The organism is Enterococcus sp. AAFC-DPL-6103 (assembly GCF_058216595.1).
The window spans coordinates 1,462,128-1,475,435 of record NZ_CM177102.1 but is presented as its reverse complement, the minus strand read 5'-3'; the positions used below and the strand labels follow the sequence as shown (position 1 = coordinate 1,475,435).

The window sequence follows — 13,308 nt, the reverse complement described above, 5'->3', positions numbered from 1 at the left end:
GATTTATAGTTATTTTTCCGATACAATGGGAAAAGTAGAAAAGTTATAATGTAAATGAGAATTAAATAGAGGTGTAAATATGGCGAATTTGATTTATAGTCCAAAAGACATTTTACAACAAGAATTCAAAACCAAAATGCGTGGATACGATCCAATTGAAGTTGACGAATTTTTGGACAATATCATTAAAGATTATGAAGCATACAGCAAAGAACTCCTTGCTTTACAAGAAGAAAATGATCGTTTGAGTGCAAAAGTTGCTCAACTATCAAAAACACAAGGAACACAAACTCGTGTGCAACCAACAGAAGCACCTAAGAGTACGGCAGTAACAAACTTTGATATCTTAAAACGTTTATCAAATCTTGAACGTGAAGTTTTTGGAAAAAAACTTGACCAAGCAACACCATCTGCTTCTGCACAACCTAATGCAGGCAACTATACAAATGCAGATGCAAGTGATGACAATGAAAAAACACGTCAATTTTAATTAGTGAATTTTTTGCGATTTTCGGGTAATCGCGGTCTGACTTGATCAGGCTGAGGAAAGTCCATGCTCGCACAGACTGTGATGTCTGTAGTGTTCGTGCTTAGCGAAAAGATAAGCTAAGGTACTCTTAGGAGTAACGGCAGGAAAACGAGCTAAGGCTTCGGCTATGCTTTAGTATCCTTGAAAGTGCCACAGTGACGAAGCGAATCGGGAAACTTATTCGGTGGAACGCGGTAAACCCCTCGAGCGAGCAACCCAAACAATGGTAGGGGCGCTTTTTGCTAGGAATCAGAACAAGGCAAAAGGGCAGTTAAACTGCAGATAGATGGTTACCCCTTTATTTCTTCTCCCTGGAGGAATAAAGGACAAAACATGGCTTACAGAAAATCGCAATAATCAGGGAATACCTTCCAACGATGTTGTGAAGGTTTTTTTTATAAATAAGGAGACTAGTATGGACAAAAATAGAAAATTTAACCTTGTAGCAACTGCCGCAAGTGGTTTAGAAGCGCTGGTTGGAAAAGAGCTACGTGATTTAGGAATTGATTGTCAAGTAGAAAATGGGAGAGCTCGTTTTGAAGGCACAATGGAAACAATCGCAACAACTAACCTATGGTTGCGTACAGCAGACCGTGTCAAAATCGTCGTCGGCGAGTTCGACGCATTTACGTTTGATGAATTATTTGAAAATGTGAAAGCTTTGCCATGGGAAGACTTTTTACCTTTAGATGCAGAATTTCCAGTTGCTGGAAAATCAATTAAATCAAAGTTATATAGTACACCAGATTGCCAAGCAATCACTAAGAAAGCAATCGTTGATCGTTTGCGTACGTATTATCATCGTCCAGCTTCTGTGCCGTTGACAGAAACAGGTGCTCATTTTCAACTAGAAGTTGCTTTGTTGAAAGACCATGTGATGATTACTTTAGATACAACAGGACCCAGTCTATTTAAACGCGGCTACCGTTTAGAAAAAGGTGGTGCACCATTAAAAGAAAACATGGCTGCAGCATTAGTAGCGTTAACAACTTGGCGAAAAGATCGTCCTTTTTATGATCCTGTTTGTGGTTCTGGAACTATTTGTATTGAAGCAGCCTTGATTGGGCATAACATAGCACCCGGATTTAACCGAGAGTTTGCTTGTGAATCATGGGAATGGTTTGATAATAATGTCATGGAAGAAGTCCGGGCTGCTGCAGAAGAACAAGCTGATTACGATGTAGAACTAGACATTACGGGTTCAGATATCAATGGACGAATGATTGAAATCGCCAAAGCAAATGCTGAGGAAATTGGCTTGGGAGATTCCATTACCTTTAAGCAACAAGCATTGAAAGACTTCAAAACGGATAAAGAATATGGCGTAATCGTTGCTAATCCACCATACGGAGAACGATTGGGCGAAGAAGAAACAGTTCGTAAACTGTATCAAGAAATGGGTGACGTATTTAGACCACTGAAAACGTGGAGTAAATATATCTTGACCAGTGATTTAGCGTTTGAAGAATATTACGGACAAAAAGCAACGAAAAAACGTAAATTATATAACGGTGCTTTACGCACGGATTTGTTCCAGTACTGGGGAACACGTCCCCCACGTGTGAAAAAAGAAGACTAGGATTTGTTTTTAAATTTGGATTTTTGGAGGAATGACAGATGAAAGAAACAGAATTTTTACAAGAATTAAAAGAAATTAATCTTTTGCAACAAGCATTAGGAATTTTGGACTGGGATACACAGACAGGGATGCCTGAAAAAGCCAGTGAATACCGTAGTGCTGTTGATAGTTACTTGTACAGTCTTTACTTTGAAAAAAAAGTAGGACCTAAAATCGAGGAAGCACTTGCTTATTTTGGCGAGCATCCAGAAGAATTATCTGAAGTAGGACAAGCTGCGTATCGAAAAGTGAAGGAAGACTTCGAACTAGAACATAACGTGCCTAAAGAATTGATGACAAAATATAGCGCAGCAATTTCTTCTGCGCATGGACAATGGCAAAAATCACGAGAAACAAAACAGTTTGCTGATTTTGAATCGGCGTTGACACAAAATATTGAATTAACTAAAGAATTGATTCCTTATTGGCAGAAAGATGAAAAGACGCCGTATGATGTGCTGTTAAACCAGTATGAACCAGGTATGACTGTTGAAATTCTAGACAAAGTATTTGCACAATTAAAAGATGGAATCATGTCGATTCGTCAAGAAATCAGTGAAAAAGGAACAGAACCTGAAACTAGCTTTCTTTCACGTAAAATGACGAAAGAACAACAAAAACGATTTGTTGTGGGCGTTATCGAACAACTAGGATATGAATTTAGCCGAGGACGTTTAGACGATACGATTCATCCATTTATGACCGGAATCAATCCCGATGATGCACGAATCACAACTCGTTGGAATGAATATGATTTTCAAATGGCTGTTTTTGGTGTCATTCATGAAGCAGGTCACGGAATGTATGAACAAGATATTGACGATAAATATGCATATACACCAGTTTATCAAGGTGCATCAATGGGTATCCATGAATCACAATCTTTATTCAACGAAATTATTATCGGAAGCAATCGAAGCTTCTGGGAAAAACAATATCCTTTTTTCCAAGATTGTGCAGAAGGGACGTTTGCGGATGTTGAATTTACTGATTTCTATCGTTCATTGAAGCGCACACAAGCAAGTTTGATCCGAATTGAAGCAGATAGCTTAACTTATCCGCTGCATATTATTATTCGCTACGAAATTGAAAAAATGATTTTCAACGAAAATTTAGCAATTGCTGAACTTCCAGAAGTTTGGAACCAAAAATACGAAGAATATTTGGGTGTTCGACCAACGAATGACCTCGAAGGAATTCTCCAAGATGTTCACTGGTCGGGTGCAAGTTTTGGTTATTTTCCTTCATATGCTCTGGGATATATGTATGCAGCCCAGCTATTACATGCATTAGAAAAAGAATTGTCGATTGATGAAGTTTTAGCTTCAGATGATTATTCACCAATCAAGAAGTGGATGGAGACACATATTCACCAATATGGCGCTTCAAGAAAACCAAACCAGTTGATTCAGGATGCTACGGGTGAATCATTAAATCCTAATTATTTGATTGAATATATGCGAGATCTATACTTCAATGTATATCAAGTAAACTAAAACTGGAAGTCTGGAACATTGCTTCATTTGTTCCAGACTTTTTCTGTTGGATGAATTTGTCAAAACGAAGTGAAGGAGTGAAGTAATGGACGAGAAATTAAAAAAGATAGCTGCGTATAGTTTCAATCAATTGAAAAACGATCAAACAGGTCATGGAGAAGATCACACGAAGCGAGTGGTTCAGTTAGCAACAGATATTTTAGCGACGGAGCCAACTGCTAATCGAGGAATCACCTTGGCAGCAGCTTATCTTCATGACACGATTGATGATAAAGTGGTATCTAATGAAGAACAAGCGAAAAAAGAATTAGTTGCTTTTTTAAAAAAAATTGATTTGACCAAGCATCAAATCACCTCAATTTTTGCTATTATTGAAAATATGTCCTTTTCTAAAAGTCTTGGAGAAAATGCGGAAGAACTAACGATAGAAGGAAAAATTGTTCAAGATGCAGACCGACTGGACGCTTTAGGCGCAATCGGGATTTTGCGAACAGCTTATTTTGGAGGGGGGCATGGACATCCCATTCATGATCCTGAGATACTGCCACAAATCTATGCGAGCAAAGCCGATTATCGTAAAGGTTCTACCGTTATCAATCATTTTTATGAAAAGTTATTTTTATTGCCTGCACAAATGAATACCGTTTATGGAAAAACTGAAGCGCAACGTCGTGAACAATTTATGCGTGATTTTTTAAAAGAATTTTATCAAGAGTGGGAAAATACAAGCGACTCATTGGATCAATGAAAGAAGTTAACTAATTATTTATTATGTAAACTTGTATACGAAAACAAAATACCACAACTATCGTTGTAGTATTATGTTAGGAAAAAGCTAAGTGTTTTTACTCTTAAAATTTGTTAAGCGACGATAGCCACGAAACAGATTTAAGAGAAATAAGCAACCAGCTACAATGATCGGTACCCAGATTAGATAAACTGGATAGCCAATTTGTGCGGAAAGTGTTTGTGACGAAATGTTCTGCATCTCGGTGGCGGCTTGTTGCCATGTTTGTAGATTAAAAACGAACATAAAGCCGGAGATAATCAACAAAATAAAACCTAGATAATGGATTTTGGTTTTCTTTCGTAGATACGCAAAACCTAAATACAGTACGAATAAAAAAATCGGAACTCCAAAGACAAAATAGAAATTCAGCACTTCGACACCTCCTCATATATCATTTATGATACTTCAAATTGATTGAATTGAGAAATAATAGCGTCGTGCTTGCTTAAGCATTGAAGCGATTGATAAACTATACATTGAAAATCAAGAAAATATATAAAAAGTGTGGTGGGTTGTTATGGCAAGTTACATCGAACCAATTCGGTTTGCGTTATTAGTATTTCCTTTTTTAGCATTAGCAATTTCTTCGGTCTTCTTTATTTATGAATACCGTAAATACGGCACATTTCTTTTATCCCGAGGAATTATTCTCTATTCTTTTGTATTTTACTTATTGTGTGCATACTTTTTAGTCATTTTGCCATTACCAGCAAGGGAAACGGTAGCCCAGATGACAGGACCTAAGATGGAGCTAGAATTGTTTGCTTCATGGCGCCATTTTTGGAGTCAAACGGTCTTAAACATCCATGACCCAAGTACTTATTTAGCGGCGATGAAACAAAGTGTTTTTTTAGAACCAGTGTTTAATATCTTATTGCTTGTACCATTTGGGATTTATCTCAGATATTATTTTAGATTATCTTTTGTGAAAACAATAATTGCTAGCTTTTGTTTATCCTTATTTTTTGAGCTTACGCAATTAAGTGGACTATATTTTATTTATCCTAGACCGTATCGCTTGTTTGATGTGAATGATTTGCTTCACAATACGTTGGGCGGAGCATTGGGCTATCTTGTGGCACCGATTTTTACCTTCATGTTGCCGACAAGAGCGAGAATGGATGAGATATCTTATGAAAAAGGTCGGAAAGTGTCCTTAACGAGAAGGCTGGTTGCTTATTTGATTGATTGGGCATTTTTGGGCATAGTAGATAGTGTCATTTCCATTTTGTTACAATTAATGTTCAAAAAAGATGTCGTTACAACGAACAGTAAATGGATTTTCTTAGAAGTGTTCTTGTATTTTATCGTTTTGACTTATCTAACAAATGGTAAGACACTTGGAAAAAAAGTTGTACGTATCCAAGTTGTGGAAGAACAAAAAGAACGAGTTTCTTTTAAGGCATTGCTGATACGTTACAGCTATCTTTACTTCCTGTTTTATGGTTTGAGTTGGGGAGTCCAATTTGCGCAACAAATCATGGAGCAATCAACGGGTGTATTACAGATGAGTGCGATTTTTGTTTTTATGGGCTTGTTGTTTGCACAAGGAATCTTTGTCTTGAATCTTGTGCTTTCATTTATCAGGAAAAAAAGTGTCTTGTTTTATGAGAAAGCTAGTCACACCTATACAATCAGTACGATCAAAAATAAATGAACTGAAAATGTCTGACAAGAGATGGTAGAAAAAGCACGGTCCCTTGTTTTAGAATAAGAGAGCAAAAAAGATGTGGCTGTGTTATAATGCCAAAGTCGTGAAAAATTAAAGAGAAGAGGTGCACAGATGAGTAATTTTGATAAATTCAACTTTCAACCATTTATTAACGAAGCATTGACAGCAAAAGGCTTTGAACAACCAACGGAAGTACAAGAAAAATTGATTCCACTGATTGCCAAAGGAAAAAATATTGTCGGTCAATCACAAACAGGTTCTGGAAAAACACATACATTTTTATTACCCCTATTTAATAAAATTGATGCTACAAAGGAAGAAGTCCAAGTAGTCATTACTGCTCCAAGTCGTGAGCTAGCTGCACAAATTTATAAAGCAGCTAATCAGCTTGCACAATTTTCAGTGCCAGAAATTCGTGTCAGCAATTTTGTTGGTGGAACGGATAAGCAACGCCAACTGGATCGTTTACGTCACCAACAACCGCATGTCGTGGTTGGAACACCGGGGCGTATTCTAGACATGATGAACGAACAAGCGTTAAAAATCCATACAGCATTTGCGTTTGTTGTGGATGAAGCTGATATGACATTGGATATGGGATTCTTAAACGAAGTCGATCAAATCGCAGGTCGTTTACCTGAAAAAGTTCAATTTTTAGTATTCTCAGCAACAATTCCAGAAAAACTACGTCCGTTTTTACGTAAATATATGCAAAACCCTGTTATCGAAGAAATCAAGCCAAAAGCAATTATTTCAGAAGATATCGAAAACTGGGTGATGTCGACAAAAGGCAAAGACAAAAACAAAATGATCTACCAATTATTGACAATTGGTCATCCCTATTTAGCAATTGTATTTGCAAATACGAAACAACATGTTGATGAAATTGCAGATTACTTGAAGAAAAAAGGGTTAAAAGTTGCGAAAATTCATGGTGGCATTACGCCTCGCGAACGTAAACGTGTCATGCGCCAAGTGCAAGATCTAGAATTTCAATATGTAGTAGCAACCGATCTTGCTGCACGTGGAATCGACATTGAAGGGGTCTCACATGTGATCAATGCAGAGATTCCTGAAGATACAGATTTCTTTATTCACCGCGTCGGTCGAACAGGAAGAAATGGACTTAAAGGAACAGCAATCACACTTTACTCGCCAAGTGATGAACAAGCAATCGATACGTTGGAAACTTTAGGCGTAAAATTTGAGCCAAAAGAAATCAAAGATGGCGAAATCGTGAAAACCTATGACCGAAATCGTCGAACAAAACGTGAAAAATCAAAAGACACGTTAGATCCAACTTTGATTGGTTTAGTGAAAAAGAAAAAGAAAAAAATCAAACCTGGATACAAGAAGAAAATCGATTGGGCGATTGCTGAAAAGAACAAACAAGAACGTAAAATCGAACGTCGTCAACAGTCACGAACAGCCCGAAAAAACAAAAAAAATTCTCACAAATAAGTTCATCAAAATCAATTTTTCCAACTGAGTGTTTAATGAACGATTAGCGTTGGAAACTTCAAGAAACAAAAGAGTGTACGCACAACTTACTTAGCGTGTTGCAAAGAAATATAGAGGTATGATCATATCAAAAAGTTCGGTAGCTCTTTGATGGATAATGAAAAAGTGAACCAAAACAAAACGACGTTTTGTTTTGGTTCACTTTTTTTATGTTGTTATTGAGTTAACCAATCATAAAATTTTTTCCATACCGATACAAAGAATACCATCTTCTTCAAAAGGAGACGTACAGGAATTATATCCACAATGTTCATAAAAAGATTGTGCTGTTAGTTCAGCGACTAAATAGCTTAAACAGCAGCCATTATTTTTGGCAAATTGTTCTGCTTTGAACAAAAGTGAACGTCCAATTCCTTGTTTGCGATAGGCTTTTGCTACACAAAAACGGTCAGGTTGAAAACATGTTTCGTTTTTCAGTTGATAACGTAAGGTTGCAACAGGGATTTGATCATCGAGAAGTAAAAAATAATTTCTTTGACTGGTATCGAGTACATCAAACTCCCATTCAGGTGGAATGTTCTGTTCTAAGACAAAGACTTCATAGCGAAGCGTAAAGCTTGCTGCTTGAATCCAAGTTTCATTGCCAAAAAATACGTTCATAAAGCTTCTCCTTCAATCAACTTTTTTATTCAGCGTAACACAAACGAAGAAAAGCAAAAAGAGGCAAAATAGAAAAGCTTTATTGACAGACAACCGCGAAGTGCGTATACTTAACGAGTACAAAAAAGGACATGATTTGTTTTTAGGGACTCACAGAAAATTCTTTCTAGGCTGAAAAAAGAATAGTTGCCAATCAAATTGCTCCCTTTTTTCTTTTGATAGAAATATCAACGCAACTCAGCGTTATCGAGTTTAAGAGGTAATGATCAAACATCATTGCAACCAAGGTGGTACCGCGAGTTTTCGTCCTTGGCTGTAATGGTGTTTTTTGTATTGAAAAACAATGAGAGAAGGTAATGGAATGAAACAATTAAGTAGTGCACAAGTTCGCCAAATGTTTTTAGATTTTTTCCAATCAAAAGGACACACAATTGAGCCAAGTGCCTCATTAGTACCAGTTAATGATCCAACTTTGTTATGGATCAATTCAGGAGTAGCAACATTAAAAAAATATTTTGATGGTTCAGTTGTTCCAGAAAATCCAAGAATCACTAATGCACAAAAATCAATTCGAACAAATGATATTGAAAATGTCGGAAAAACTGCGCGTCATCATACGATGTTTGAAATGCTAGGAAACTTTTCTATCGGAGATTATTTCAAAGAAGAAGCAATCCACTGGGCATGGGAATTTTTGACAAGCCCTGAATGGATGGCTTTTGACCCTGAAAAGTTATATGTTACCGTTTATCCAAAAGATACTGAAGCAAAACGTATTTGGCATGAAGAAGTGGGCTTACCAATGGACCACATTATCGATGTAGAAGATAACTTCTGGGATATTGGTGCCGGTCCTTGTGGTCCCGATACAGAAATCTTTTATGACCGTGGTGAATCATATAACGATTTAGCCGAAGATGATCCAGAAAATTATCCTGGTGGCGAAAATGAACGTTATTTAGAAATCTGGAACTTGGTATTTTCTGAATTTAACCATAAACCAGATAACACATTTGAACCATTACCACATAAAAACATTGATACGGGCATGGGCTTAGAACGGATGGTTTCTATCGTTCAAGATGCACCAACTAACTTTGAGACAGATTTATTTATGCCCATCATTCACGCTGTTGAAAAATTAAGTAACCAAGTGAAGTATGGCGAAAATCCAACAACGGATATCTCTTATAAAGTAATTGCTGACCACATTCGTGCGTTATCTTTTGCGATTGGAGATGGCGCACTACCTTCAAATGAAGGACGCGGTTATGTATTACGTCGTTTATTACGTCGTGCCGTTATGCATGGAAAAAAATTGGGAATCAATCAAGCTTTCTTGTATAAATTAGTTCCAGTTGTTGGTGAAATCATGGTTAGCTACTATCCAGAAGTTTTACAACAAAAAGAATTTATTGAAAAAGTAATTCGTACAGAAGAAGAACGGTTTAATGAAACAATCAATGAAGGTTTAGATATCTTAAACCAAGTGATTGAAGATGTAAAATCAGCAAAAGGAACAACTTTAGCTGGTAAAGATATCTTCAAACTTTATGACACTTATGGTTTCCCAGTAGAATTAACGGAAGAAGTAGCAGAAGACGAGGGGCTAAAAGTCGATCATGCTGGTTTTGAAAAAGAAATGGAAGCACAAAGAGAACGTGCCCGCTCTGCAAGAAGCACGGAAAAATCAATGGGCGTCCAATCTGCATTATTAACAGATATCAAAGTGGATAGTAAATTTATTGGTTATACAGAAGTTGAGGCAGATAGTAAATTGCTAGTGATCGTTCAAGACGAAGAATTACTAAGTGAAGTAACAGAAGGTGTTGCTCAATTGATTTTTGCTGAAACACCTTTCTATGCCGAAATGGGTGGACAAGTGGCTGACCAAGGTTGGATATTAAATGATGCAAAAGAAGTAGTTGCTACGGTTACAGATGTTCAAAAGGCACCAAATGGTCAATTTATGCATACAGTAACAGTCAAATCACCAATGCAAGAAGGTGCAATCTATCATTTAGCAATCAACGAACCAATGCGTAATCGAATCATTAAAAATCATACGGCGACTCACTTATTGCATAAAGCGTTAAAAGAAACTTTAGGTGAACATGCAAACCAAGCGGGTTCATTAGTTGCTCCGGGACACTTACGTTTTGACTTCACTCATTTTGGCCAAATCACAGCAGATGAACTAGCTCAAATGGAACGAATTGTTAATGAAAAAATCTGGGAAGCTATTCCAGTTCAAACAATTGAAACAGATATTGACACAGCAAAAAACATGGGTGCAATGGCCTTATTCGGTGAAAAATATGGTCGTGAAGTTCGTGTCGTCAATATTGGTGAATGGTCAATCGAGCTTTGTGGTGGGACACACGTGTCAAATACAGAAGACATTGGTATTTTCAAAATTGTTTCTGAATCAGGAATCGGCGCAGGCGTTCGCCGTATCGAAGCTGTTACAAGTAAAGAGGCTTACGAACTACTAGAAGGTGAAGAAAAACAATTAAAAGAAGTTGCAGCAATTGTCAAATCACCTCAATTAAAAGAAGTCGTTACAAAAGCAGAACAGTTACAACAACAATTACGTGAATTACAAAAAGAAAATGAAAAATTAGCAAGTAAATTAGCTAATCAACAAGCGGGAGACATTTTCAAAGACCCAGAAACAGTTGCTGGAAAAACGTTGATTGCTTCACAAGTAAAAGTGAAAGATATGAACCAATTACGTCAACTAGCAGATCAATGGAAACAAAAAGCAATCTCTGATATTCTTGTTCTGGCAAATGAACAAGAAGGAAAAGTTAGTTTGTTAGTGGCTATGTCGAAGGAAGCAAATGAAGCTGGGCTAAAAGCAGGCGACTTGATCAAAGCAATCGCACCGAAAGTTGGCGGTGGTGGCGGAGGTCGTCCGGACATGGCACAAGCTGGAGGGAAAAATCCAGCAGGTATTCCAGATGCATTAGCTGAAGCAAAAAATTGGTTGCTTAACCAATAATCATTTGTTAAAATTTACCGTTTAAACATGAGCAAGACTTGGGATGCTATTGGAAAATAGTCATTCCAAGTCCGCTTGTTTTTTTGTGTCTATTTTAAGATAAACGTAAATAGTTGACGAATGAGTAAGAACTTTTTACGATGAAAAGAAAAAGGTGGGGTTTGGAAATGAATAGTAGAAATAAAACATTTCGTTTAGTATTACGTGCAGTCTTATTGGCAATCATTATTGTTCAAGCAATGGTTCCTTGGCTGGGATTTATTCCATTAGGTTTCATCAGTTTGACAATAATCCATATTACAGTTATTGTTGCAGCTGTTGTGTTAGGACCTAAAGATGGCATGCTGATTGGTTTGTTTTGGGGAATTGCAACCATAGTTCGTGCTTTTGCCATGCCAACAACGCCTTTTGATACGTTAGTCTTTACAAATCCAATCATTTCAGTAGTGCCACGGGTGCTTGTTGGTTTGGTAGCAGGTGTTGTCTTTCATTGGATTTATCGAAAAAAACAATCAGTGGTGATAGGTGCTGCTACAGCAGGAGTACTTGGTTCCTTAACAAATACTTTACTTGTTTTAGGCTTCATGGGTATCTTTTATACGAGTGCAACTGCCAATGCATATGGTGTGGATACATCACTTTTGTTTAAGACTTTGATTGGGGTTGCGGGGATCAATGGGATTCCTGAAGCGATTGGTGCAGGGGTTATTACGCCACTTATTGCTAAAGCACTCTTTGCTGCGACCCCTTTGAAACCAGAATAAGCAAGACAAATGAGAGCATATCTTTTTAGATAAGGGAGTAAGCATGTGACAAGAAAACAAACAGCAGAAAAAGCAACGAGCAAAGAACGGACGAAGCAAGGAATTTTAGCAGGTATTATGGGGTTGATTTCCAATTTGATTTTATTTGTTTCCAAATTTATGATTGGGATCTTATCAGGTAGTGTGTCAATCATGGCAGATGCAATCAACAGTTTGTCGGATACTGCGTCCTCTGTATTGACTTTGGTTGGTTTTAAGATTGCAGCTAAACCAGCAGATAATGAGCATCCATATGGCCATGAACGATTTGAATATATTAGTGGATTATTTGTGTCAATTATTATTTCTTATGTGGGCTTTACATTTTTAGAATCTTCTTTTCAAAAAATTATTCATCCAGAAAATATTATTTTGACCCCAGTTGTCTTTTTAGTCTTGATTTTTTCAATTGGTTTGAAGTTCATTCAAGGAAAAATGTACAGTCGAATTGCAACAAAAATTGATTCGAATGCTTTACGGGCAACTTCAACGGATAGTTACAATGATGTATTCACAACGTTAGCAGTTTTGATTTCAGCAGGCGTTGAGTGGTTGACTGGGTGGAGAATTGATGGCTACATCGGATTTGCGTTAGCCCTCTATATTCTGTATAGCGGTGGAATGATGGTCCGTGACTTTGTCTATGAATTAATGGGCAGTCGACCTACAACAGAGGAAATCGAAGAAATGGAAGCTTCACTGAATAATTACGACCAAATTTTGGGGTATCATGATTTGTTAGTACACAATTATGGACCAAGTAAACGATTTGCATCGGTTCATATTGAGGTAGATGATAGTTTAGACTTGAATCAGGCACATCGAATTGTTGATCGAATCGAAAAAGATTTCAAAGAACGTTTAGCAGTTGATTTGGTTTGTCATTTAGATCCTGTTCCAGTGAGTAATGAACGTTATTTAGCAATATTGCAAACATTGCGTGAAATCGTTGCAACTACGGCAGAAGGACTTAAAATTCATGATTTTCGCGTGGTAAAAGAAGGGAAAATTTTGCAATTTGATGTGGTTGTTCCTCAACAATGTCACTTTTCTGACGAGAAATTGGAAGAAATCATTCGAGAGCAAGTCAAGCAAAAAATTGGCAAGTATCAGGTTGAGATAACTTTCGATCATAATTATTTATTGTGATCGAAGTGCTAAACTCCAAAAAATAAGAATAAAATTTCGCGAAATGTAGGCATATTTGGAAGGAGTTGCTTGGGGAGTCACCGAAGATAAGGTTTGTAGCCCAAGTGTATAGCTCTGACAAGCTAG

Annotated in this window: 11 protein-coding genes and 1 other RNA gene; 10 read left to right on the top strand and 2 right to left on the bottom strand. The window is 37.1% G+C overall.

The features are described 5' to 3' along the window. Nucleotides 1-79: 79 nt before the first annotated feature. The 5 genes from gpsB (at nt 80) to AC4BC3_RS07050 (ending at nt 4,391) form a co-directional block, all read left to right on the top strand. A complete protein-coding gene (gene gpsB, locus AC4BC3_RS07070) occupies nt 80-490 on the top strand; it encodes a cell division regulator GpsB (protein ID WP_206908832.1) in 411 nt (136 codons plus the stop codon). Nucleotides 491-507: 17 nt separating this feature from the next. Next, nucleotides 508-875, top strand: an RNA gene (gene rnpB / locus AC4BC3_RS07065) — RNase P RNA component class B. Between the two features lie 69 nt (nt 876-944). After that, entirely contained in the window at nt 945-2,108 is a 1,164-nt protein-coding gene (locus AC4BC3_RS07060) for a THUMP domain-containing class I SAM-dependent RNA methyltransferase (RefSeq protein ID WP_206908834.1), read from the top strand. 38 nt (nt 2,109-2,146) lie between these two features. Then, nucleotides 2,147-3,643 (top strand): carboxypeptidase M32, encoded by a 1,497-nt coding sequence (locus tag AC4BC3_RS07055; protein WP_490466143.1) that lies wholly within the window; start codon nt 2,147-2,149, stop codon nt 3,641-3,643. An 85-nt stretch (nt 3,644-3,728) separates the two neighbouring features. Further along, nucleotides 3,729-4,391 carry an HD domain-containing protein gene (locus AC4BC3_RS07050; protein WP_490466142.1) on the top strand — a complete coding sequence of 221 codons (663 nt, stop codon included), beginning with the start codon at nt 3,729-3,731 and terminating at the stop codon, nt 4,389-4,391. Nucleotides 4,392-4,478: 87 nt separating this feature from the next. On the opposite strand, the gene AC4BC3_RS07045 is transcribed toward AC4BC3_RS07050, so the two are convergent. After that, nucleotides 4,479-4,805, bottom strand: a complete 327-nt coding sequence (locus tag AC4BC3_RS07045) for a hypothetical protein (protein WP_206908840.1) — start codon at nt 4,803-4,805, stop codon at nt 4,479-4,481. A 145-nt stretch (nt 4,806-4,950) separates the two neighbouring features. Here AC4BC3_RS07045 and AC4BC3_RS07040 point away from each other — a divergent pair, with 145 nt between their 5' ends. Continuing rightward, on the top strand, nt 4,951-6,090 hold the full coding sequence (locus AC4BC3_RS07040; protein WP_490466141.1) for a VanZ family protein: 1,140 nt from the start codon (nt 4,951-4,953) through the stop codon (nt 6,088-6,090). 126 nt (nt 6,091-6,216) lie between these two features. Then, nucleotides 6,217-7,566, top strand: a complete 1,350-nt coding sequence (locus tag AC4BC3_RS07035) for a DEAD/DEAH box helicase (RefSeq protein WP_206908844.1) — start codon at nt 6,217-6,219, stop codon at nt 7,564-7,566. A 231-nt stretch (nt 7,567-7,797) separates the two neighbouring features. On the opposite strand, the gene AC4BC3_RS07030 is transcribed toward AC4BC3_RS07035, so the two are convergent. After that, on the bottom strand, nt 7,798-8,226 hold the full coding sequence (locus AC4BC3_RS07030) for a GNAT family N-acetyltransferase (protein ID WP_490466140.1): 429 nt from the start codon (nt 8,224-8,226) through the stop codon (nt 7,798-7,800). Between the two features lie 361 nt (nt 8,227-8,587). On the opposite strand from AC4BC3_RS07030, the gene alaS reads away from it, so the two are divergent. The 3 genes from alaS (at nt 8,588) to AC4BC3_RS07015 (ending at nt 13,182) form a co-directional block, all read left to right on the top strand. Next, a complete protein-coding gene (gene alaS / locus AC4BC3_RS07025) occupies nt 8,588-11,230 on the top strand; it encodes an alanine--tRNA ligase (RefSeq protein ID WP_490466139.1) in 2,643 nt (880 codons plus the stop codon). Between the two features lie 167 nt (nt 11,231-11,397). After that, nucleotides 11,398-11,994: an ECF transporter S component gene (locus AC4BC3_RS07020; RefSeq protein WP_206908240.1), complete on the top strand. Its 597-nt coding sequence runs from the start codon at nt 11,398-11,400 to the stop codon at nt 11,992-11,994. A gap of 117 nt (nt 11,995-12,111) precedes the next feature. Continuing rightward, nucleotides 12,112-13,182, top strand: a complete 1,071-nt coding sequence (locus AC4BC3_RS07015) for a cation diffusion facilitator family transporter (protein WP_206908275.1) — start codon at nt 12,112-12,114, stop codon at nt 13,180-13,182. The last annotated feature ends 126 nt before the right edge of the window (nt 13,183-13,308 follow it).

Coding starts and splice junctions, on each gene's coding strand:
- gpsB (WP_206908832.1), top strand. CDS start 80: ATGGCGAATTTGATTTATAGTCCAAAAGACATTTTACAACAAGAATTC.
- AC4BC3_RS07060 (WP_206908834.1), top strand. CDS start 945: ATGGACAAAAATAGAAAATTTAACCTTGTAGCAACTGCCGCAAGTGGT.
- AC4BC3_RS07055 (WP_490466143.1), top strand. CDS start 2,147: ATGAAAGAAACAGAATTTTTACAAGAATTAAAAGAAATTAATCTTTTG.
- AC4BC3_RS07050 (WP_490466142.1), top strand. CDS start 3,729: ATGGACGAGAAATTAAAAAAGATAGCTGCGTATAGTTTCAATCAATTG.
- AC4BC3_RS07040 (WP_490466141.1), top strand. CDS start 4,951: ATGGCAAGTTACATCGAACCAATTCGGTTTGCGTTATTAGTATTTCCT.
- AC4BC3_RS07035 (WP_206908844.1), top strand. CDS start 6,217: ATGAGTAATTTTGATAAATTCAACTTTCAACCATTTATTAACGAAGCA.
- AC4BC3_RS07030 (WP_490466140.1), bottom strand. CDS start 8,226: ATGAACGTATTTTTTGGCAATGAAACTTGGATTCAAGCAGCAAGCTTT.
- alaS (WP_490466139.1), top strand. CDS start 8,588: ATGAAACAATTAAGTAGTGCACAAGTTCGCCAAATGTTTTTAGATTTT.
- AC4BC3_RS07020 (WP_206908240.1), top strand. CDS start 11,398: ATGAATAGTAGAAATAAAACATTTCGTTTAGTATTACGTGCAGTCTTA.
- AC4BC3_RS07015 (WP_206908275.1), top strand. CDS start 12,112: ATGGGGTTGATTTCCAATTTGATTTTATTTGTTTCCAAATTTATGATT.